16 protein-coding genes are annotated in these 19,956 nt (G+C 70.8%); 9 read left to right on the top strand and 7 right to left on the bottom strand.

The features are described 5' to 3' along the window. The first annotated feature begins 2 nt into the window (after nt 1-2). From pelG to AC3FMM_RS08955, 4 genes are all read left to right on the top strand, one after another. Entirely contained in the window at nt 3-1,373 is a 1,371-nt protein-coding gene (pelG, locus tag AC3FMM_RS08970; RefSeq protein WP_115682429.1) for an exopolysaccharide Pel transporter PelG, read from the top strand. A 249-nt stretch (nt 1,374-1,622) separates the two neighbouring features. Beyond that, entirely contained in the window at nt 1,623-2,348 is a 726-nt protein-coding gene (locus tag AC3FMM_RS08965; protein ID WP_115682430.1) for a response regulator transcription factor, read from the top strand. After that, nucleotides 2,341-4,044, top strand: a complete 1,704-nt coding sequence (locus AC3FMM_RS08960) for a FecR domain-containing protein (RefSeq protein ID WP_414248583.1) — start codon at nt 2,341-2,343, stop codon at nt 4,042-4,044. The genes AC3FMM_RS08965 and AC3FMM_RS08960 overlap by 8 nt, the downstream gene beginning before the upstream one ends. Further along, the gene (locus tag AC3FMM_RS08955; RefSeq protein ID WP_488686461.1) at nt 4,022-6,490 is read left to right on the top strand and encodes a CHASE2 domain-containing protein; all 2,469 of its coding nucleotides are present in this window, start codon (nt 4,022-4,024) and stop codon (nt 6,488-6,490) included. The genes AC3FMM_RS08960 and AC3FMM_RS08955 overlap by 23 nt, the downstream gene beginning before the upstream one ends. A gap of 218 nt (nt 6,491-6,708) precedes the next feature. Here AC3FMM_RS08955 and AC3FMM_RS08950 read toward each other — a convergent pair whose 3' ends face one another. Both AC3FMM_RS08950 and AC3FMM_RS08945 read right to left on the bottom strand, forming a co-directional pair. Beyond that, nucleotides 6,709-8,100, bottom strand: a complete 1,392-nt coding sequence (locus AC3FMM_RS08950) for a heavy metal sensor histidine kinase (RefSeq protein ID WP_116313992.1) — start codon at nt 8,098-8,100, stop codon at nt 6,709-6,711. Then, nucleotides 8,097-8,822 carry a heavy metal response regulator transcription factor gene (locus AC3FMM_RS08945; protein ID WP_115713900.1) on the bottom strand — a complete coding sequence of 242 codons (726 nt, stop codon included), beginning with the start codon at nt 8,820-8,822 and terminating at the stop codon, nt 8,097-8,099. Before AC3FMM_RS08945 ends, AC3FMM_RS08950 begins: the two co-directional genes overlap by 4 nt. Nucleotides 8,823-8,989: 167 nt before the next feature. Here AC3FMM_RS08945 and AC3FMM_RS08940 point away from each other — a divergent pair, with 167 nt between their 5' ends. From AC3FMM_RS08940 to copD, 4 genes are read left to right on the top strand one after another with little or no spacing between them, the layout of a single operon-like run. Next, nucleotides 8,990-10,876 (top strand): copper resistance system multicopper oxidase, encoded by a 1,887-nt coding sequence (locus AC3FMM_RS08940; protein ID WP_488686460.1) that lies wholly within the window; start codon nt 8,990-8,992, stop codon nt 10,874-10,876. Then, nucleotides 10,876-11,907, top strand: a complete 1,032-nt coding sequence (locus tag AC3FMM_RS08935) for a copper resistance protein B (RefSeq protein ID WP_488686459.1) — start codon at nt 10,876-10,878, stop codon at nt 11,905-11,907. The genes AC3FMM_RS08940 and AC3FMM_RS08935 overlap by 1 nt, the downstream gene beginning before the upstream one ends. A gap of 49 nt (nt 11,908-11,956) precedes the next feature. Further along, nucleotides 11,957-12,343 (top strand): copper homeostasis periplasmic binding protein CopC, encoded by a 387-nt coding sequence (gene copC, locus AC3FMM_RS08930; protein ID WP_115702003.1) that lies wholly within the window; start codon nt 11,957-11,959, stop codon nt 12,341-12,343. Next, nucleotides 12,344-13,282 (top strand): copper homeostasis membrane protein CopD, encoded by a 939-nt coding sequence (gene copD / locus AC3FMM_RS08925; RefSeq protein WP_116313995.1) that lies wholly within the window; start codon nt 12,344-12,346, stop codon nt 13,280-13,282. A gap of 60 nt (nt 13,283-13,342) precedes the next feature. On the opposite strand, the gene AC3FMM_RS08920 is transcribed toward copD, so the two are convergent. The 3 genes from AC3FMM_RS08920 to AC3FMM_RS08910 form a co-directional block, all read right to left on the bottom strand. After that, a complete protein-coding gene (locus AC3FMM_RS08920) occupies nt 13,343-13,855 on the bottom strand; it encodes a DUF6644 family protein (RefSeq protein ID WP_115713897.1) in 513 nt (170 codons plus the stop codon). A 13-nt stretch (nt 13,856-13,868) separates the two neighbouring features. Continuing rightward, nucleotides 13,869-14,249, bottom strand: coding sequence for a DUF6152 family protein (locus tag AC3FMM_RS08915; protein ID WP_116313996.1), 381 nt, complete (start codon nt 14,247-14,249; stop codon nt 13,869-13,871). 81 nt (nt 14,250-14,330) lie between these two features. Continuing rightward, nucleotides 14,331-15,665: a tetratricopeptide repeat protein gene (locus AC3FMM_RS08910; protein WP_488686458.1), complete on the bottom strand. Its 1,335-nt coding sequence runs from the start codon at nt 15,663-15,665 to the stop codon at nt 14,331-14,333. 209 nt (nt 15,666-15,874) lie between these two features. Between AC3FMM_RS08910 and AC3FMM_RS08905 the strand changes: the two genes are divergently transcribed. After that, nucleotides 15,875-16,327, top strand: coding sequence for an FKBP-type peptidyl-prolyl cis-trans isomerase (locus AC3FMM_RS08905; protein WP_111516743.1), 453 nt, complete (start codon nt 15,875-15,877; stop codon nt 16,325-16,327). On the opposite strand, the gene AC3FMM_RS08900 is transcribed toward AC3FMM_RS08905, so the two are convergent. Together AC3FMM_RS08900 and hpnN are read right to left on the bottom strand one after the other, a co-directional pair. Continuing rightward, complete coding sequence (locus tag AC3FMM_RS08900) at nt 16,243-17,127, bottom strand: MlaA family lipoprotein (protein ID WP_473704655.1); 885 nt, start codon at nt 17,125-17,127, stop codon at nt 16,243-16,245. The genes AC3FMM_RS08905 and AC3FMM_RS08900 overlap by 85 nt on opposite strands. Nucleotides 17,128-17,162: 35 nt before the next feature. Further along, nucleotides 17,163-19,811, bottom strand: coding sequence for a hopanoid transporter HpnN (hpnN, locus tag AC3FMM_RS08895; RefSeq protein WP_488686457.1), 2,649 nt, complete (start codon nt 19,809-19,811; stop codon nt 17,163-17,165). Nucleotides 19,812-19,956: the final 145 nt, after the last annotated feature.

Here is a 19,956-nt window from a genome sequence, read left to right as displayed (position 1 = left end):
GCATGGCTGGGATTGGATTCGAGCTGCGCAAGATGCTGCGGCGGGACAACCTGTCCGGCATGCTGAGCGCCTACGCGTATGCCGGCATCATCAGCTCGGGGCCGTGGATCCTGTCGATCGTCGGCATCCTGCTGATCGGCATGCTGAGCCTGCCGTTCGTGGTGCCGGGCACGCTGATCACGCAGTTCCAGGTCTCGGTGACCTACCTGATCGCGGGCAGCCTGATCCTGACCGGGCCGATGCAGCTGTCGTTCACGCGCTTTACCTCGGACCGGCTGTTCGAGAAGCGCGACCACCTGATCCTCAGCAACTACCACGCGGTGGCGCTGCTGGCCACGGTGCTGTCGGGCGGCATCGGCGTGGCGTGCGCGGCGTTCAGCTTCGGCGAGCAGTCGGTGCTGTACCGGCTGCTGATGGTGGCGGGCTTCGTGGTGCTGAGCAATATCTGGATCGCCGCGATCTTCCTGTCGAGCATGAAGCAATACAAGGCCATCGTCTGGACCTTCCTGCTGGGCTACGCGGTCTCGGTGGCGGCCGCGCTGGGGCTGCGCCGCTACGGCATGGAAGGGCTGCTGGGCGGGTTTGTCGCGGGCCAGCTGTGCCTGCTGACCGGCATGGTGACCCTGATCTACCGCAACTACACCAGCCGCCAGTTCATCTCGTTCGAGGTGTTCCGGCGCCGCTATGCCTACCCCAGCCTGGTGGCGATCGGGCTGCTCTACAACCTGGGCATCTGGATCGACAAGTTCATGTTCTGGTACGCGCCGTCCACCGGCCACCAGGTGATCGGGCCGCTGCGCGCGTCGATCATCTACGACATCCCGGTGTTCCTGGCCTACCTCGCCATCATTCCCGGCATGGCGGTGTTCCTGGTGCGAATCGAGACCGATTTCGTCGAATACTACGACGCGTTCTACGATGCGGTGCGCGGCGGCAGCTCGCTCGAGCATATCGAGGACATGCGCAACACCATGGTCCAGACCATCCGGCTGGGCCTGTACGAGATCGTCAAGGTGCAGGCCATTGCCGCGCTGCTGCTGTTCGCGGTCGGTACCTGGGTGCTGCGGCTGCTGGGCATTTCCGAGCTGTACCTGCCGCTGCTGTACGTCGACGTGATCGGCGCCAGCCTGCAAGTGGTGCTGCTGGGCGTGCTCAACATCTACTTCTACCTGGACCGGCGCCGCGAGGTGCTGCTGCTGACCGCGCTGTTCGTGGTGCTGAACTGCGCCCTGACGCTGGTGACGCTGCAGCTGGGGCCGGCCTGGTATGGCTATGGCTTCGCGGTGTCGCTGCTGGTGGTGGTGGCGCTGGCGCTGGCCATGCTGGACCACAAGCTCGAGCGGCTGGAGTACGAGACCTACATGCTGCAATAGCGTGCGCAGGGTGCAATGGTGCCAGGTGGGCACGCCGGCGCACCCCACCTCGGGGCGTCTCGACGGAATGGGCCGCGATTGGGTAACATGGCGGCAGCCGGCGGGCTTCGGCCTGGCCCGCCGGTTCAGATCGACGGCCGCGCCCCCTTGCCAGGGTGAAATACAAAGAATGACTTGCCGGCCGAGCCGTCGACACGCCGTGGCAGAGACCGCAGTTGCAGTCGGAAGCTGGCAGAAGGGTGTAGAGGTATGCGAATTGCATCCGTGGAGGATGATCCGGATCAGGCCGAACTGATCCGGCAGATTTTGGGCGAAGCCGGTTTCGAGTGCGAATCCTTCGCCAACGGTGCCGACTTGCTGCGCGCGCTGCGCGAGCGCGCCTACGACCTGCTGCTGGTCGACTGGCAGCTGCCGGGCACCAGCGGCTATGAGCTGGTCAGCTGGGTGCGGCAAAAGTCCGGCAACATGCCGCCGATCCTGTTCGTCACCAGCCGTACCGCCGAATCCGATATCGTCGACGGCCTGACGGTGGGCGCCGACGACTACATGCTCAAGCCTATCCGCGCCGGCGAGCTGGTCGCGCGCGTGCGCTCGCTGCTGCGTCGCGCCTACCCGGAGGCCGCGCAGGAAGTCGAGCTGATCCGGCGCGGCAACTACACCGTCGATACCCACGCGCGCACCATCACCGTCGGCGGCGAAGCCGCGGTGCTGTCGCCGCGCGAATATGAGCTGGCCCTGTTCCTGTTCCGCAATACCGGGCGCCTGCTGGCGCGCGAAGTGATGGAGCAGGCGGTGTGGGGCCGCGCCATGGGGGCGGGCTCGCGCACGCTCGACACGCATATTTCCCGCTTGCGCCTGAAGCTGGGGCTGCGCCCCGAGAACGGCGTGCGGCTGACCTCGGTGTATTCGCACGGCTATCGTTTCGAGGAGATTTCCGCCGCCGAAGCGCAGGCGGATGAGGACCGCGATGCTTAGGTGCGTGCTTAGGGTCGTGCGTGGTATCGCGCTGGCCGTGCTGGCCGGTGCAGCAGTGCCGGCGCAGGCCGGGCCCGCGGGCGCGCAGGGCGCCGACTTCATCTACGTGGTGGAACCGGGCGATACGCTGATCGGGCTGGCCTCGCGCTACATGGCATCCGAGCAGGGCTGGCGCACGCTGCAGCGCCTGAACGGCGTGGCCGATCCGTACCGGCTGGTGCCGGGGTCGCGCGTGCGCATCCCGCTGAGCCAGATCCCGGAGCAGGCGGCGTCGGCGCGTGTGGTTTACGTCAGCGGCGAGGTGCGCGCCAACGGCCGGCCGGTGCAAGTGGGCATGACCCTTGACGAGGCAGCGCGCATCGAGACTCCCGCCGGCGGCTCGGTCACGCTGGAGCTGCCGGACCGCACCCGCGTCACCTTGCCGCCCGCGACCACGGTGGCGGTGAACCGGCTGCGCACGTTCGCGCGCAGCGGCCTGGTCGATACCGTGATCCGCCTCGACAAGGGGGCCGCCGAGACCCGCGTGGCGCCCGAGGGCGGTGGCGTCGGCCGCTTCGAGATGCATACGCCGATGATGGTGACCGGCGTGCGCGGCACCCGTTACCGGGTTTCGGCCGATGCCGGCGGCAGCCGCAGCGAGGTGCTGCAAGGCCGTGTCGGCGTCAGCGCCGCGCGCGCAAGATCGGCAGCGGCAGCGGCACCGGAGCGCGCGATGACCGCGGCGGCGTCGCTCGAGGCCGGCTTTGGTATCGGCGTGTCGGCGGGCGGCAAGCTGTCGCAGCCGGTGGCGCTGCTGCCGGCGCCGGCCTTGCTGCCGCCGAATGAAACCGTGCTGGGGCCCTCGTTCGAGGCGGCCTGGCAACCGGTGCCGGGCGCCGTGGCCTACCGCGTGCGGGTGGCGCGCGATGCGGCGCTGAGCGAACTGGTCTGGACCGGCACCGCCAGCGGCGCCGATGCCGTCCGGGTGCGGGTCGATGGCCTGCCGGAAGGCACGCTGTACCTGAGCGTCAGCGCCATCGACCGGCACCAGCTGACCGGCCATGACGCGCAGGCGCCGGTCTCGGTGCGGCTCAACCCGCCGGCACCTTTCACGCAGCAGCCCGCCGCGGATGCGGTGCGCTATGCCGATGCCGTGAGTTTCGAATGGGCCACGGTGCCGGGCGCGGCCAGCTACGAGCTGGCGCTCGCCACCGATGCCGCCTTTACCCGCGACGCCGCCGTCCACGCCGCCGCCGCGTCGCCCGCCGCGCAGGCGCTGGCGCCGGGCCGCTGGTGGTGGCGCGTGCGCAGTGTCGATGCGGCGGGACTGACGGGCCCGTGGTCGGACGCGGTGCCGTTCCGCGTCGAGCCCAAGCCGCCGGTTCCCACCCTGCAGGACGACGGCGGCGCGCTGCACATCGGCTGGCCCGATGGCGGCAGCGGCCCCGGCTACCGGGTGCAGCTGGCGGCCGATGCGGGCTTTGCCACGCTGCTGGCGGACGAGCACACCGCCACCAACGCCATCGACCTGCCGCGCCCCGCGCCGGGGGTCTATTTCATCCGCGTGGCGCGCGCCGCGCCCGGCGTGGCGCCCGACCCGGCCGCGTTCTCGGCGCCGCAGCGCATTGAAGTCATCGCCATGCTGCGCGACGGGCAGGGCGGTGCAATCGGTTCGGGCGACCGGCCGGACGGCGGTGGCCGCATCCGGCTCCGCTGACGCAACCCGCGCGCCGGGCGCGCGCGCGGAGCCGCGTGCGGCGGGGCGCGCCTTCGGCCAGCGCACGCTGGTCGAATGGTGCCTGCTGGCCGCCGCGGTGCTGGCGCTGGTAATGCTCGCGGCGCGCCAGGGCTGGACCGAACGCGCCGACCTGGCCGCCTACGACATCGCCATCGGCGCCCAGCCTCATCCCGCCCGCAACGACATCGTCATCGTCGGCATCGACGACGCCAGCATCACCGCCATCGGCCGCTGGCCATGGCGGCGCGCGGTGCTGGCGCAGCTGATCGAACGCATCGCCGCCGGCGGCCCGCGCGTGATCGGCGTCGACGTGATCCTGTCCGAGCGCGATACCCGCTATCCGCAGGACGACGCCGTGCTGGCGCGCAGCATGGCGCTGGCCGGCAACGTGGTGCTGCCGGTGCTGGCCGAGCCCGGTCCCGCCGGGATGCTGGTGCGCTACCCGCTGGCCGGACTGGGCGCCGCCGTCGGCCATATCAACATGGTGGTCGATACCGATGGCGTGGCGCGCCAGGTCTACCTGCGCGAAGGCCCGCATCCGGTCGCTGCCGCCGGCGTGCCGCACCTGGCCGCGGTGATGGCTGGCTTCGGCCGCGCGGGCGCGCTGCCAGAGAACGTGCGCCACGAGCCCGCCGTGGTCGCCGAAGCCAATGGCTGGGAACGCAGCGGCCGCCTGCGCATCCCCTACGCCGGCCCGCCCGGCACCTTCGCCCGCGTGTCGGTGCGCGACGTGCTCGATGGCCGCGTCGATCCGGCCATGTTTGCCGGCAAGGCGGTGCTGATCGGCGCGCTTGCCACCGGCATGGGCGACGTGCTGCCGACACCGGTCTCGCGTGACGGCCGCGGCATGAGCGGCGTGGAGATTCTGGCCAACACGGTGCAGGCGGTGAGCGACGGCGATGCCATTGTCGCGGTGTCGCCGGCATGGCAGGCCGGCGGCACGTTGCTGGCGGTGCTGCTGGCGGCGCTGGCGGCGCTGCGGCTGCCGCCGCGCGGCGCGCTGGTCGCCACCGGGCTGCTGCTGTCCGGCCTGCTGCTGGGGTCGCTGGCGCTGCTGGCGCTGGCGCGGCTATGGTTCGCGCCGGCCGCCGCGGCGCTGGGCTGCGTGCTGTTCTATCCGTTGTGGAGCTGGCTGCGCCAGGAAGCGGCGTTGCGCTTTCTCAGCGGCGAGCTGGCGCGGCTGGAGCGCGAGCCCGGCGTGATGCCCGCGCCGCGCCACCCCGGCGCCACGCTCGACAGCCGCATGCGCGCGGTCTACGGCATGAGCGCGCAGCTGCGCGGCCTGCGCCGCTTCCTTTCCGACGGGCTGGAAAGCCTGCCCGATGCCACCGCCATCTGCGACCTCGACGGCGGCGTGCTGCTGGCCAACCGGCGCTGCGTGGCGCTGGCCCCGGCGCTGCTGGCGCGCGTACCGGAAGGGCCGGTGGAGCCTGGCCTGTCGCGTCCCGGCATCCGCGCGCTGATCGAGGCGGTGTGCCCGGCACCGGCACCGGCGCTGGCCTACTGGCAGGCGCTGCACGATCGCTACGCCGGCGCACCGGCGGCGTGGACCCAGGCCGCGGCGCCGGTGCCCGAGGGCGGCATCGAAGTGTCCGGGCGCGGCGACCGCCGCTACCTGCTGCATGGCGCGCCGCTGCATGGCGAATCCGGCGCCGTGGCGGGCCTGATCGTCAGCGTGATCGACATCACCGCGATCCGCCTGGCGGAGCGCCAGCGCGAGCAGATGCTGCGTTTCCTGTCGCACGACATGCGCTCGCCGCAGGCGTCGATCCTGGCGCTGATCGAACTGGAACAGCGTCGCGCGCATCAGGCGGGCTCCAGCACCGGCGATGCCGCCGCAGGCAGCGGCGTGCTGGCCCGCATCGGCGCGCATGCGCGCCGCACGCTGACGCTGGCCGACGATTTCATCAGCGTCGCGCGCGCGGAGTCGAAGGCGCTGGCGTTCATGGAGGTGGAGCTCGGCGGGCTGGTGCTCGACGCCACCGATCAGTTATGGGCGCTGGCCAGGGCGCGCGAGGTGTCCTTGCAGATCGACCTGCCCGACGACCCCGCGGTGCTGCAGGGCGAACCCGCGTTGCTGGTGCGCGCCATCGCCAACCTGGTCAGCAATGCGATCAAGTTCAGCCCCGCGGGCGGGACCGTGACGGTGTCGCTGACGCGCGCGCCGGAGCGCTTCGTGGTGGCCGTGCAAGATCATGGGCCGGGCATCGCCGAGGCTGACCAGGCGCGGCTGTTCGAGCCATTTGCGCGGCTGCACGAAGGCCAGCAGGGCGCGCCGGAAGGGACCGGCCTGGGCCTGGTGCTGGTGCGCGCCGTGGCCGAGCGACATGGCGGCCAGGCCAGCGTGCGCAGCCAGCCCGGCATGGGTGCGGTGTTCCGCATCGAGCTGCCGTTTTCCGCGACCTCGCAGCCTGCCTCGGCATGACGTGATCGCGGCCCGGCACGCGTTTCAGGGCACTGCCTGTTACGGCCGCCGACACAATTGTTGGCAGTCGCAAACGGGGGATTTGCGTAGCATCGGAGCACCGCTGGAGCCGCATCCGGCTGTCTTCACGCCCACGCCAGCTCCCCCACGGCTGTAACTGGCGTGGGCGGCTTTTTCTTGCCCAAGGCGCGAAAGGAAGCGCAAAACCAAGCGCAAAACTAAGCGGGGAACGTCAGGGTAAAACGCGTCTTGCCCGCCTCTGACGACACGCCGATTGCGCCACCGTGCGCGGTTACGATGGCCTGCGTGATCGCCAGCCCCAGCCCCAGTCCCGCGCCATCCGACTCGGGCCGCGCGCGCGACTTGTCGGCGCGGAAGAAGCGGTCGAACAGCGCGGGCAGCAACTCCGGACGGATGGTCTCGCCTTCGTTCTCCACCACCACCTGCACCGCGTTGGCGCCGGGCGTGATCTCGACCACGATGCCCTTGCCCGCGGGTGTATGCCGCAGCGCATTCGACAACAGGTTGCTCAGCGCCCGGCGCAGCATCAGCCGGTCGCCGGTGATGCGGCCGCGGCCGCGCAGCGCGAGCCGCACGCCCTTGTCCTCGGCGAGCGCATCGTAGAAGTCGAACAGCGCCCCGACTTCATCCGCCACCTCGATCGGTTCCGCGCTGGGCAGCGTGATGCCATGCTCGGTCTTCGCCAGGTACAGCATGTCCGAGACCATGCGCGACAGTCGCTGCAACTCTTCCATGTTCGAGGACAGCACGTCGCGGTAGCGCGCCGCATCGCGCGGCTGCGACAGCACCACCTGGGTCTGCGTCATCAGGTTGGTGATCGGCGTGCGCAGCTCGTGCGCCAGGTCCGAAGAGAATTCCGACAGGCGCGCGAAGTCGCGCTGCAGGCGCTCCAGCATCGCGTTGAGGTTGGCGGCCAGGTCAGCCATTTCCACCGGCACGGTCTCGACCGGCATGCGCGCGTCGAGCTTGTGCGCGGTGACGGCGCGCGCGCGCGAGGCCATGGTGCGCAGCGGCGACAGCCCGCGGCGCGCCGCCCACCAGCCCAGCAGCCCGCTCGCCAGCGCCGCCAGCGTGCCGTAGAAGGCCAGCGTGTTGCGGAACGCGTGCAGGAAGTGGTCATGCAGCGCCGTGTCCATGCCGACCAGCACCCGCAGCGCGCCCGGCTGGCCGCCCGACTGTGCACCAGCATGCGCCAGCCGCGCGCGCAGGCCGCGGTAGGTCTGGCCCTGCTGTTCCCAGGCAAAGGCGTCGTTTCCTGCCGGCGCCTGCGCGGCGGCAGCCAGCGCCGGGCGGAAGTCGAAATCCCGCGTGGCGTACAGGCGCTTGCCATCGGCGCCACGCACTTCGGCGACGAAGCCGGCATGGTGTTCCAGCGCCGGCCCCAGCCGTTGCGGCAGTGACGCCGCCGGGCCGTCGGCGGCGATCTTCTCGATCAGCCGCACGTTGTCAGCCAGCACCGCGTAGTCCTCGTCGGCGAAATGATCGTCGATCGCCAGCCAGATCAGCACCCCCAGACCCAGCAGCACTGCCGCCGACGACAGCGAGAACAGGATGGTGAGTCGTGCCGTCAGCGACAGCCGGGGCGTCATGTGGGCCGCCCGTCGTGTGCCGGCGGCGCGTCTGCTTCATCGGCGGCTTCGGGCGCTTCCAGCACATAGCCCATGCCGCGCACGGTCTGGATCAGGCGGGCCTCGAAGCCGTCGTCGATCTTGGCGCGCAGGCGCCGGATCGCGACGTCGATGACATTGCTGTCGCTGTCGAAGTTCATGTCCCACACCTGCGAGGCGATCAGCGAGCGCGGCAGCACCTCGCCGCGGCGGCGCGCCAGCAATTCCAGCAACGCAAACTCCTTGCTGGTCAGCGTGATGCGGCGGCCGGCGCGCGTGGCGCGGCGGCGGGTCAGGTCCAGCACCAGGTCGGCCACCTGGATGCGGTCCAGCGTCATCTGCGCAGTGCCGCGGCGCAGCAGCGTGCGCACGCGCGCCAGCAGTTCGGAGAAGGCGAATGGCTTGACCAGGTAGTCGTCGGCGCCCAGCTCGAGGCCCTTGACGCGGTCGGCCACGCTGTCGCGCGCGGTCAGGAACAGCACCGGCACCGGGTTCTGCCCCGCGCGCAGCGCCTGCACGATGCGCCAGCCATCGACGTCCGGCAGCATCACGTCCAGGATGATCAGGTCATAGGGCTCGGTCATGGCCATGTGCTGGCCGTCCAGCCCGTTGCGCACCAGGTCGACGACGAAGCCCGCCTCCGTCAGTCCCTGGCGCAGGTATTCGCCGGTCTTGGATTCGTCCTCCACCACAAGCAGTTTCATCAGCGCTTTCCTTATGCGATTGGCCCCTGGTACAAGGCCGGCCAACTCTACGCCGGCGTTGCCGGCGCCAACATGACCGCAAGATTACCGGATTGTCATGTTCCGGTCAGACCTCGGTAGGGTGGCGCTGGCTACGCTTGGCGTGCCAACTAACCGAACCGACTGACATGCGACGCCATCCAAGCCCCGGCCGCCCAGCGCTGCCACTTTTGCTGCCCGACCCGCTCTCCGGATTGCCTGATCTCCGACGCCGCCGCTTCGTGCAGGGGCTGGCCGCCGGCGGCGTGGTGGCCGGCCTGGCCGGGTTTGGCGGCAGCGCCTGGGCGCAGCATGCGGGGCACGGCGGCGGCGCGCGCGAGGGACAGCCCGCCCCCGCGGGCAGCGGTGCCGGCCCGGTGCTGCGCGGCACCGAGTTCGACCTGGTGATCGGCGAAGCGCTGGTCAACTACACCGGCAAGCCGGCCATCGCCACCACCATCAACGGCATGCTGCCCGGCCCGACGCTGCGCTGGCGCGAGGGCGACACCGTCACCATCCGCGTGACCAACCGCCTGCGCGAGGCCACCTCGATCCACTGGCACGGCATCATCCTGCCCTACCAGATGGACGGCGTGCCCGGCATCAGCTTCCCGGGCATCCCGCCCGGCGAGACCTTTACCTACTGCTTCAAGGTCGCGCAGACCGGCAGCTACTGGTATCACTCGCACTCCGGCTTCCAGGAGATGACCGGCGTGTACGGCGGCATCGTCATCGATCCCGCCTCCGGGCACGAGCGCGCGCACGCCGACCGCGACCATACCGTGCTGCTGTCGGACTGGACCGACGAAGATCCGATGCGGGTGCTGAACAAGCTCAAGATCCAGGGCGACTACTACAACTACAACCAGCCCACGGTGGTCGACTTCTTCCGCGACGTGTCGCGCGACGGCCTGAAGCAGGCGCTGGACAAGCGCCGCATGTGGAACCAGATGCGGATGAGCCCGACCGACCTGGCGGACCTGTCCAGCGCCACCCTGACCCACCTGGCCAACGGCGTCACGCCGGCGGGCAACTGGACCGGCCTGTTCCGCCGCGGCGAGACCGTGCGCCTGCGCTTTATCAACGGTTCGGGCAACACCTTCTACGACGTGCGCATCCCCGGCCTCAAGCTGCGCGTGGTGCAGGTCGACGGCCAGGACATCGAGCCCGTCAGCGTCGACGAATTCCGCTTCGGTCCCGGCGAGACCTGCGACGCGATCGTGACGCCGCAGGACGACGCCTACACCCTGTTCGCCCAATCGATGGACCGCACCGGCTATGCGCGCGGCACGCTGGCGGTGCGCGAAGGCCTGTCGGCGCCGGTGCCCGCTCTGGACCGGGCCGAATGGCTGACCATGACCGATATGATGGGCGCGATGACCGGCCATGGAGCAGATGGCGGCCACGGTGCTCACGCCGGCCATGGCGCGATGCCGATGGCGGGCATGGACCACGCCGGCATGGATCACAGCCAGCACGCGATGGCGCCCACCGATGCGCTGCGGGTGCCCAGCAAGACCGCGCGCCATGCCCGCACCGAATACGGCGCCAGCACCGACATGCGCGTCGACATGGCCCGCACCAACCTTGACGACCCCGGCATCGGCCTGCGCAACAACGGCAGGCGCGTGCTGACGCTGGCCGACCAGCACACCATCGGCGGGGCCATGGATGCGCGCGGGCCGGGGCGCGAGGTGGAGTTGCACCTGACCGGCAATATGGAGCGCTATACGTGGTCGTTCGACGGGGTCGAGTTCGGCAAGTCCACGCCGATCTACTTCAAGCATGGCGAGCGGCTGCGCGTGATCCTGCACAACGACACCATGATGACCCACCCCATGCACCTGCACGGCATGTGGAGCGAGCTGGAGGCGCCCGACGGCAGCTTCCAGGCGCGGCGCCACACCATCCCGGTGCAGCCGGCGCAGCGCATCAGCTTCCTGGTCACGGCCGATGCCCTGGGGCGCTGGGCCTGGCATTGCCACCTGATGCTGCATATGGATGCGGGCATGTTCCGCGAAGTGGTGGTGGCTTGATGAAGCAAGCTGAACTCTCGATTGTCATGCCCGGATACAAGAAGACCATGCTCGCCGCGGCGCTGGCGCTGGGCGCCATGAGCGCAGCCTTTGCGCAGGACCCGCATGCCGGCCATGCGCACGGCCATGGCCAACAGGCCGCGCCGGCCGCGCCTGCCGCGATGCAAGGGATGGACCATAGCCAGATGCAAGGGATGGAGCAGCCGGAGATCCAGACCATGGACGGCGCCAACGCGCCGCCGCAAGAGTCGGCCCCGGCGATGGACCATGGCGACATGAAAATGCAGGGCGGCAGCGCACCGCCCGACGCGCGCGACCCGCACGCCTATTCCGGCGGCTACCAGCTCGGCGTCGGCCAGTACGCACTGGGCGACAAGCGCCAGCTGGTGATGGCCGACGAGCACCTGTTCGCGTCGGTGCTGGTCGACCGCCTGGAATGGGCCCATGCCAACGGCCACAATGCCGCCGCCTACGAGGCGCAGGCATGGTTCGGCAACAGCTTCGACAAGCTGGTGCTCAAGGCCGAGGGCGAGGCCTCCAGGGGCAAGCTGCACGAAGCCCGCACCGAGCTGCTGTGGGGCCATGCCGTGGCCAGCTACTGGGACACCCAGTTGGGCCTGCGCAACGACGCCGGCAGCGGGCGCCCGGCGCGCAACTGGCTGGCGTTCGGCGTGCAGGGCCTGGCGCCGTACTGGTTCGAGGTCGATGCCACCGCCTATGTCGGCACCAGCGGCCGCACCGCGCTGCGGCTGTCGGCGGAGTATGAACTGCTGCTGACGCAGCGCCTGATCCTGCAGCCGCGCATCGAGGCCAACCTCTATGGCAAGAACGACCCCGAAGTGGGCATCGGCAGCGGCTTGTCCAACGGCACCGTGGGGCTGCGGCTGCGCTATGAGTTCAGCCGGCAGTTCGCCCCGTATATCGGCGTCGAGCGCTACCAGAGCTTCGGCAATACCGCCGACATGATCCGCAGCGCCGGCGGCAAGTCGGGCGAAACGCGCTTCGTCGCCGGCGTGCGCGTGTGGTTCTGACGCGGTCGCCCGGACCATCCCACTTCTACATCCCTCAGCGGAGACCCTCATGCATGCCAATCGCCCCCTGATCCACGCCATGATTGCGGCCACTGCCGCGCTGGCCAGCAGCCTTGCCTTCGCGCATCCCAAGCTGGAAGCGTCGGCGCCCGCCGACAAGGCCGAGGTGCCCGCGCCGCAGAAGATCGAGCTGCGCTTCTCCGAGAACCTCGTCACCCAGTTTTCCGGCGCCAACCTGGTGATGACCGGGATGCCGGGCATGGCCAACCATGCGCCGATGAAGATGGCGGTGAAGGTCTCGGGCAGCGATGACCCCAAGACCATGGTCATCACCCCAACGCAGCCGCTGCCGCCGGGCAGCTACCGGGTGGACTGGCGCGCGGTCTCTTCCGACACCCATCCCGTCAATGGCAACGTCACGTTCACGGTGAAGTAATTGGCGCAGCCGCAATGGCTGGCCGCCGGGCTGCGCCTGGCGCTTTATCTCGACCTCGCGCTGGTGTTCGGGCTGCCGCTGTTCTGCCTCTACGCACTGCATCGGGATGAACGCGCCGGCCGCTTCGCGCGCCGTTGCCGGGCGCTCGCGCTGGGTGGCGCCGGCGTGGGCATCGCGCTGTCGCTGCTGGCCCTGGTCGAGATGGCGCGCGCCATGACGGGCGTGTCGGACTATGCCGCGCTGCAGGCCCATGCGCTGGCGATGATCGTCACTGGGACCGATTTCGGCGTGGCCTGGTGCGCGCGCGTGGCGGCGCTGCTGTTGTTCGTGCTGGCCGGCATGCGCCTGCACCGCTTGCGCGCGCACTGCGCCGTGCTGGCCGCGTATGGCGGCGTGGCGCTGGCCACGCTGGCGTGGGGCGGGCATGGCGCGATGCACGACGGTGCGGTGCGCTACCTGCACCTGGCGTCGGACGTGACCCACCTGCTGGCCGCGGGCGCATGGGTGGGGGCGCTGGCGGCGTTCCTGCTGATGGCCTGGCCCGGGCCGCCGCCGCACCGCGAGGCCCTTGCGCTGCTGAGCCGCAGCACCAACGGCTTCGCGCGCATCGGTACCGGGATCGTGGCCCTGCTGGTGATTACCGGCGCGCTCAATTACTGGTTCATCGTCGGGCCGGTGCTGCCGGAATTTGCGCCGATGTCCTATGGCGGGCTGCTGGCGGCCAAGCTTGCGCTGTTTGCCACCATGCTCGGGCTGGCGGCGGCGAACCGGTTTGCGCTGGCGCCGCGGCTGGAAGCGGCGGCGCGCACCGGCGAGCGGGGCCCGGCGCTGCAGGCAGTCCAGGCGCTGCGGCGCAGCCTGCTGCTGGAAGCCGGCACCGCCGCGCTGGTGCTGGCGCTGGTGGCGGTGCTGGGCATGCAGTCGCCGACGCCGGCATGACTGCCGCGGGCTGGCACTCGCGGCATGGGCCAGCCAATGCTTGCGTGCCGGCGTGCCGCTTCAGACATAAGCGATCAGCCGTCCGGCGCAGATCACCAGCAGCCAGGCGGCAATGGACAGGATGGCGTTCAGGCGGACGCCGGCAGGCGGCGGGGCGTCGGCGTCCCAGCCGCGTTCACGGTCATGCAGGCTGCGGCTGGGCCCGGCGTGGAACCACAACACGTTGGCGAGCGCCAGCGCGATCAGCCCCAGCTTGGCGAGGAACGCGGGGTTGGCGGCCAGTTCGTCGGCATGGGCCACGAACAGCAGCACGCCGCTGGCCGCGACGGCGAAGAAGGCGCCGATGGTGAAGGGCAGCGCATGGCGCAGCAGCAGGCTGACCGGCAGGCGCCGGCCAAGCCCCGCCAGCCGCATGTCGACCACGACGATGGAGCCGAACAGCAGCGCCATGCCGGCGAGGTGGACGATCTCCACCGCGGGATAGGCCCACGCCGAACTGCGCAGCGCCGTCGCGAACGGCAGCCGCGCCAGCGCGCCGGCCCATTCCGTCCAGGTGGTGAAGAGCGCCGGCATGCGGCGTGCCGGCTCAGCGCAGCTCGACCGTCTTGCCGTCCACGGTGATGCGCTCGGCGCGCAGCTCGTCCGGTTTTTCCTTGCTGGCGTAGCCGACCAGCGTGACCTCGCGGCCCACCGCGACCTTGTCCGAGGTCGCGCCGCGCGCTTCCATGCGCGACACGGGCGCCAGCACCGCGAGCCAGCGCTTGCCGCCGGCGTCGATGCGGATATGCGCGTGCGGGTTCTCGTAATGGCTTTCGACGATCTTGCCGGTCAGCGTCATCGGTTTGGCCTCGTCATAGGTCGACCAGCCGTGGTGGGCGATGGCCGGCACGGCCGCCATGGCCAGGGCGGCGGCGCCGAGGATGGGGCGGAGCAGGGCGGGACGGAACAGGGCGCGGATGCTGGGCATGGCGGGTCTCCGGTCAGGACAGGTGCAGTATAGGCGCCCGTGTCCGTCCTTGCGGCCCTTGCCGCCGCGCCGGCCAGCGCCTCAGGGTTGCGCGCGGCAGGTGTCGGCGCGCTGCACCAGCCGGCGCAGGCTCGGGCTGACGGGCTTGAGCGCGGCGCGCTCGGCGGTGAGCGCGAGCGCCAGGTTGCCGCTGCCGCTGCGCAGCGCCGCTTCGAGCAGGGTCAGGCCGATCACGTCGCGCTGCGCGTGGCTGCCGCCGAAGCGGTGGGCCACCAGGCGCACCGGCACCAGCAGCTCGATGGCGGTGGCGTAATCGCCCTGTGCGAACGCGATCAGCGCATCGGCGACCGGCAGCCCCACCTCGCGCGACATCATCGCGTTGGTGCCGTTGCCCAGCGCGGCCCGCTCCAGTGCGGCGCGCACCTGGTCGGCCGCGGCGGGGCGCTGCGCGCCCAGGCTGGCCATCACCGCATGCACGTCGTTGAAGGCGTAATAACCGGCCGCACCGCGGCCGAGCCAGTCATCCGCCACTGCATGCCAGCGCCGGCCCACGTCGACGCCGCGCAGCTGCAGCCGCCACAGCAGCGCCGAGGCATCGACCAGGTCCAGCGCGATCGCCGGCGCGGGCCGGCTGATGGCGCGGTCGTACAGCGCGAGCACCTCGTCGGTCCGGTCGTCTTCCAGCAGAAACAGCGCCAGGTGCCACCAGTTATGCACCGCCAGCATGTTGTCGTCGGCCCAGTCCTGGCGCCGGCCTTCGAGCCAGGCAATGCCGTCGTCGGTCCGGCCCTGCATCTCCATCACGTGCGCGACCGCATGCACGGCCCACGGGTCGCGCGGCTGGCATTCCAGCGCGCGCCGTCCGGCTTCTTCGGCGCGTTCGTAGAGCTGCGTCTCTTCCAGGCCGAACGCGTGCATGCCGAGCACGTAGCCGTAGCCGGGCATGGCGGCGTCCCAGTGCGGCAGCGCCCGCGCCACGCGGTCGCGCAGCATGGTCGACTGGCCCAGCAGGAAGTCGCCCAGGTGCGCGGTCTGCAGCGCCAGCAGGTCGCGTGGATAATCGATCACGATGTCGCCATAGCAGCGCACCGCGCGCTCGAAGTCCCCGTCGAGCCAGGCGCGCGCCGCGGCGATATGGCGGCGCTCGCGCTCATTGGCGCGGGCGTGCAGGTCCTCGCCGGCCTCGACGCTCTGGCGCAGCATGGGCTCGGCGGTGCCGTCGCCGGAGGTTACCATCAGCGCGGCGCGCAGCGCGTGGCCCATGGCGAAGCCGGGGTCGTCGGCCAGCGCCGCGTCGATCACGGCGAGCGGGTCGCCGTAGTAGCCGTTCAGCAGGCGCAGGGCGGTCTCGTACTGCGCCACCGAGCGCGTGTTCAGGGTCGAGACCGCGAGGTCCCTGGAATCCGTCAGTGCCATGACCGTCTCCGTGCGCCCGCGCGGCAGCGGGCTGTCACGAACCATCGTAGACGGCAAAACGGCCGGTGTAACGGACGCGGCGCGGTGCGGCGCACCATGCCCGCGGGCGGCGCGGCCGCGGAGCGCGATATGCCGCCGCCGCCATACCGGCGGCGCGGGTCGGTTAAACTGCCGCATCCCCAATCACGACCTCGAGAGCAGGCCCTTCCATGAAAACACTTGCGCTTTTCCTTGGCACCCTGACCCTTGCCGGCGCCGCCTGCGCTGCCGGGCCGGCCGCTTCGGCGCCTGCCGCCTCCGCCGCCCCTGCTGCCCCTGCCGCGGCGCCGCAGACGTTGGCGTCGGGCATGACCATCCAGCACCTGATCAAGGGCACCGGCGCCTCGCCCAAGGCCACCGACACGGTCCAGGTGCACTACCGCGGCACGCTTGCGGACGGCACCGAATTCGACAGCTCGTACAAGCGCGGCCAGCCGATCTCGTTTCCGCTCAATCGTGTAATCCCGTGCTGGACCGAAGGCGTGCAGGCCATGCAGGTGGGCGGGAAGGCGCGCCTGACCTGCCCGCCGGGCACCGCCTACGGCGCGCGCGGCGTGCCGGGCACGATCCCGCCGAACGCCACGCTGACCTTCGAGGTGGTGCTGCTGGGCATCGGTAGCTGAGCGCCTCGGCGCGGCGCCTGCGGCTGCGCGGGCGTCGGCGTCCCGGCGGGGGCCGGCGCTGGCGGCACCGGCTGCGCGCCGGCGTCCTCGTCATCCCCGTAGTCCGGCAACGCGGTGTTCTCACCGAGCAGGTAGCGCCGCCGCTGCAGGTAGGCGTCGCGCACGAAGGCGTACTTGTCCAGCGCCGCCAGCTTGAGCAGATCGGTCGCGCCGAGCAGGTTGGTGCGCACGTCGACCACGTTCATCCCGTACACCGAGTTGCGCACCGCCGGCTCGGCATAGGTGGTGGGATCGAACCAGAAATTCACATACAGGCCCGCGCCGTCGCGGAAAGAACTGGGGCCGAACAGCGGCAGCACCAGGTAGGGCCCTGACGGCACGCCCCACGTGCCCAGTGTCAGCCCGAAATCCTGCGAGTGCTTCGGCAGCCCCGCCGGCGTGGCGATATCGATCAGCCCACCCAGGCCCAGCACGGAATTCATCGCCACCCGCATAAAACTCTCCGCCGCCGCCACGCCCTTGCCTTGCAGCAGGTTGTTGGCAAAGTTGCCGATGTCCGCGAGGTTCGAATAGAAATTGCTGACCGCCGCGCGCACCGGCTCCGGCGTGACCGCCTTGTAGCCTTTGGCCACCGGCATCGCGACATACTGGTCGAGCTTGTCGTTGACGCTGAAGATGGCGCGGTTCATCGGCTCCAGCGGATCGTCCGGACTGGCTTGCGGGCCGGTGGCGCAGCCCGCGAGCACGGTCGCGGCGATGGCGGCTGTGGCGAGCGTCGGTAAGCGAAGCGGAACGGGCATCGAGACAACGAGGGTCGCGCGGGCGCAATGCGCGTTCAGGGCCGGGCCGGCTGGTCCGGTCCCTGATGGCCGCCTTCGTGGCCATCCGCGCGCGGACGGCCCATCAGGATCGGCTGGAAGAACACCGCGCCGACCAGCGTGCACGCCAGCGCCAGCGCCAGCAGCTTGCCCATGCTGGCGGTGCCGGGATGCCGCGACAGCCACAGGCTGCCGAAGGCGACCGCGGTGGTGGCGGCGCTGTACAGCACGGCGTGCGTCAGGCTGGACTGCAGCAGCTGGGTCTTGCCGTGCCGCCAGGCAATCACGTAGTAGATCTTGAAGGCGACGCCCACGCCCAGCAGCAGCGGCAGCGCGATCACGTTGGCGAAGTTCAGCGCAATGCCGAACACCACGCACAGTTCCAGCGTGACGATGGCCGACACCAGCAGCGGGATCAGCGTGCGCAGCACGTCACCGAAGCGGCGCAGCGTGATCCACAGCAGGATGGTGATCGACAGCACCGCCCAGGCCCCTGCCTGCGCAAACGCGGTCATGATGGTATCGGCCGAGCCGCGGATCGAAATCGGCCCTCCGGTGGCGGCGGGCGCCACGCGCTGCACCGCGGCGATAAAGCGTGCCAGCGCGGCTTCGCGCTGTGCGCTGGCGGACGGCGGCAGCTTCGGGCTGACGTTGACCAGCGCGCGCCCGTCCGGGGCGATCCAGTCGCGCACCAGCTCGGGTGGCAGCGTCTGCTGGCTGACCGCCTGCGGCGTCAGCGCCAGCTTCAGTTTTGCCAGTGCCAGCTGCAGCGGCAGGGCGACGGCACGCTCGGCGCGGTCGCGCATGTGCGCATCGGCGCTGGCCAGCTTTTTCAGCGTGGCGGAAAGGTGCGCCGCTTCGGCAGCGCCGGGACCGGGATGTTCGTCGGCGGCGATGGCCAGTTGCCGCGCGGCATTGCGCAGCGCATTGACGCGTGCGCCGTCGGTGGCGGGCGCCGCGGGGGCCTGGGTCAGTGCCGGCATCAGCGCGGCCGAGGCCGCTGCGATGGCCTGCAGCTTGGGCGGCTGGTTGTCGGGTATAAAGCTCTGCAGCGTGATCGCGCGCGCCACTTCGGGCAGCGCCGCGAGCTGGCCCGCCAGCGCGTGCGCGGCCGGCAGCGATGGCGCCAGCACGCTGACATCGTCGGTGCCGGCCTGCGGCGCGTCCTGCAGCGACAGCAGCGTGGCCATCGATTCGGACTGCGGGTCCTTCAGGTGCAGCGGGTCGAAGTCGAAGCGCAGGTGCGGCAGCAGCGGTGCGCCCGCGAGGATGGCGAGCAGCGTCACCAGCAGCACCGGCTTGCGGTAGCGGTCGAAGAAGCGGTCCGCCGGCGCCAGCCAGGCAAAGCCCGGCGACGCGGATTCGCCGCCGGGCCTGAGCACCGCGATCAGCGCCGGCAGCAGTGTGAAGGTGGTGGCGAAGGCCACCACCATGCCGACTCCGGCGATCAGGCCCAGTTCGGCCACGCCGCGGTAGTCGGTGGGCAGGAAGCAGAAGAACGCCGCCGCCGTGGCCGCGGCGGCCAGCGCCAGCGGCGCGCCGACGGCGCGCGCGGCCAGGCCCAGCGCATCGACGATATGGTCGCGGCCATGGCGCTCGGCGCGGTAGCGCACGCCGAACTGGATGCCGAAGTCCACGCCCAGCCCGACGAACAGCACCGCGAACGCCACCGAGATCATGTTCAGCGCGCCCACCATGGCCAGCCCCAGCGCGGCGGTGATCAGCAGCCCGGCGAACAGGCTCGCCAGCACCGCCACGATCAGCCGCGCCGAACGCAGCGCCAGCCACAGGATCAGCACTACTGCCAGCACCGTCAGCACGCCGTTGAGCACGGCACCGTCGCTGACCGAGGCGAATTCATCGTCGGCCAGCGCCTGCGGGCCGGTCAGGCGCACCGAGGCCTGGTAGCGCTGTGCCAGCTGCAGTTCGTCCGCGGCGTGGCGGATCGCGCGCGCCGCCGCGGCGCCGGCTTTGAGGTCGCTGTAGTCGAGGACCGGGCTGAGCGCGACATAGCGGTAGACCTGGCCGTCGGGGCCGGGCTTGAGGCTGTCGTCGAGCAGCCCCGCCCACGACAGCGCGGCGGGCTTGCCGGCCAGCACCTGGTCCAGCGTGCGCGCGCTGCTGCCCATCAGCCCGGCCATGTCGCCCAGCTTGACCTGCCCCATCTGCAGCGGCAGCGCCAGCGTGGTGGCGAGCACATCGGACAGGCCGCGCAGCGTCGGGTCGTGTGCCAGGGCGTTGAGCAGCGGGCGCGCCTGCGTCAGTTGCTGCGTCAGCTGGTTGACTTCATCGGTGCCGGCGAACAGCAGCCCGTTGCGCGCGAAGAAGGCGCCGCCGCCGGGCTGGCTGACCGCGTTGAAACGCGCCGGCTGCCGGCGCAAGGCTTCGGCCAGCGCATCGGCGGCGGCATCGGCCAGCTCCGCGGCCGGCGCCTGCACCACCGCCAGGATCATCTGGCCGCGTTGCGGAAACGCTTTGGCGATGGCTTCGTCGCGCTGGGCCCAGGGCGCGTCGGAATCCAGCAGGCGGCCGATGTCGGTGTTGATGGCAAAGTTGCGGGCCACGTAGACGCCGCTGGCAGCCGTCAGCAGTGCCGCCAGCAGGATGACGCGCCACGGCCAGGCGGTGGCAAGCCGGACGATGCGTGTCAGCAGCGAGGTCAGCATGGACGGATCCGGAAGGAGCACGAACCGCGAGTATATCGGCTGGCGCCGTGCCGCATGCGCCATGCGGCACGGCGCGGCCGCGATGCGGGCCGATACGCGATAAAAAGGAAGCCGGTGGCGGCCCGGGCGTCGGATGGCGCGGCGC

The sequence above is a fragment of the Cupriavidus sp. 207A1 genome (genome assembly GCF_057798955.1).
The sequence above is the reverse complement of the archived record's forward strand: the minus strand, read 5'-3'. Positions and strand labels throughout refer to the sequence as shown.

Coding starts and splice junctions, on each gene's coding strand:
- AC3FMM_RS08910 (WP_488686458.1), bottom strand. CDS start 15,665: ATGGCACTGACGGATTCCAGGGACCTCGCGGTCTCGACCCTGAACACG.
- AC3FMM_RS08965 (WP_115682430.1), top strand. CDS start 1,623: ATGCGAATTGCATCCGTGGAGGATGATCCGGATCAGGCCGAACTGATC.
- AC3FMM_RS08915 (WP_116313996.1), bottom strand. CDS start 14,249: ATGCCCAGCATCCGCGCCCTGTTCCGTCCCGCCCTGCTCCGCCCCATC.
- copC (WP_115702003.1), top strand. CDS start 11,957: ATGCATGCCAATCGCCCCCTGATCCACGCCATGATTGCGGCCACTGCC.
- hpnN (WP_488686457.1), bottom strand. CDS start 19,811: ATGCTGACCTCGCTGCTGACACGCATCGTCCGGCTTGCCACCGCCTGG.
- AC3FMM_RS08945 (WP_115713900.1), bottom strand. CDS start 8,822: ATGAAACTGCTTGTGGTGGAGGACGAATCCAAGACCGGCGAATACCTG.
- AC3FMM_RS08900 (WP_473704655.1), bottom strand. CDS start 17,127: ATGCCCGTTCCGCTTCGCTTACCGACGCTCGCCACAGCCGCCATCGCC.
- AC3FMM_RS08920 (WP_115713897.1), bottom strand. CDS start 13,855: ATGCCGGCGCTCTTCACCACCTGGACGGAATGGGCCGGCGCGCTGGCG.
- AC3FMM_RS08960 (WP_414248583.1), top strand. CDS start 2,341: ATGCTTAGGTGCGTGCTTAGGGTCGTGCGTGGTATCGCGCTGGCCGTG.
- AC3FMM_RS08950 (WP_116313992.1), bottom strand. CDS start 8,100: ATGACGCCCCGGCTGTCGCTGACGGCACGACTCACCATCCTGTTCTCG.
- AC3FMM_RS08905 (WP_111516743.1), top strand. CDS start 15,875: ATGAAAACACTTGCGCTTTTCCTTGGCACCCTGACCCTTGCCGGCGCC.
- AC3FMM_RS08935 (WP_488686459.1), top strand. CDS start 10,876: ATGAAGCAAGCTGAACTCTCGATTGTCATGCCCGGATACAAGAAGACC.
- pelG (WP_115682429.1), top strand. CDS start 3: ATGGCTGGGATTGGATTCGAGCTGCGCAAGATGCTGCGGCGGGACAAC.
- AC3FMM_RS08940 (WP_488686460.1), top strand. CDS start 8,990: ATGCGACGCCATCCAAGCCCCGGCCGCCCAGCGCTGCCACTTTTGCTG.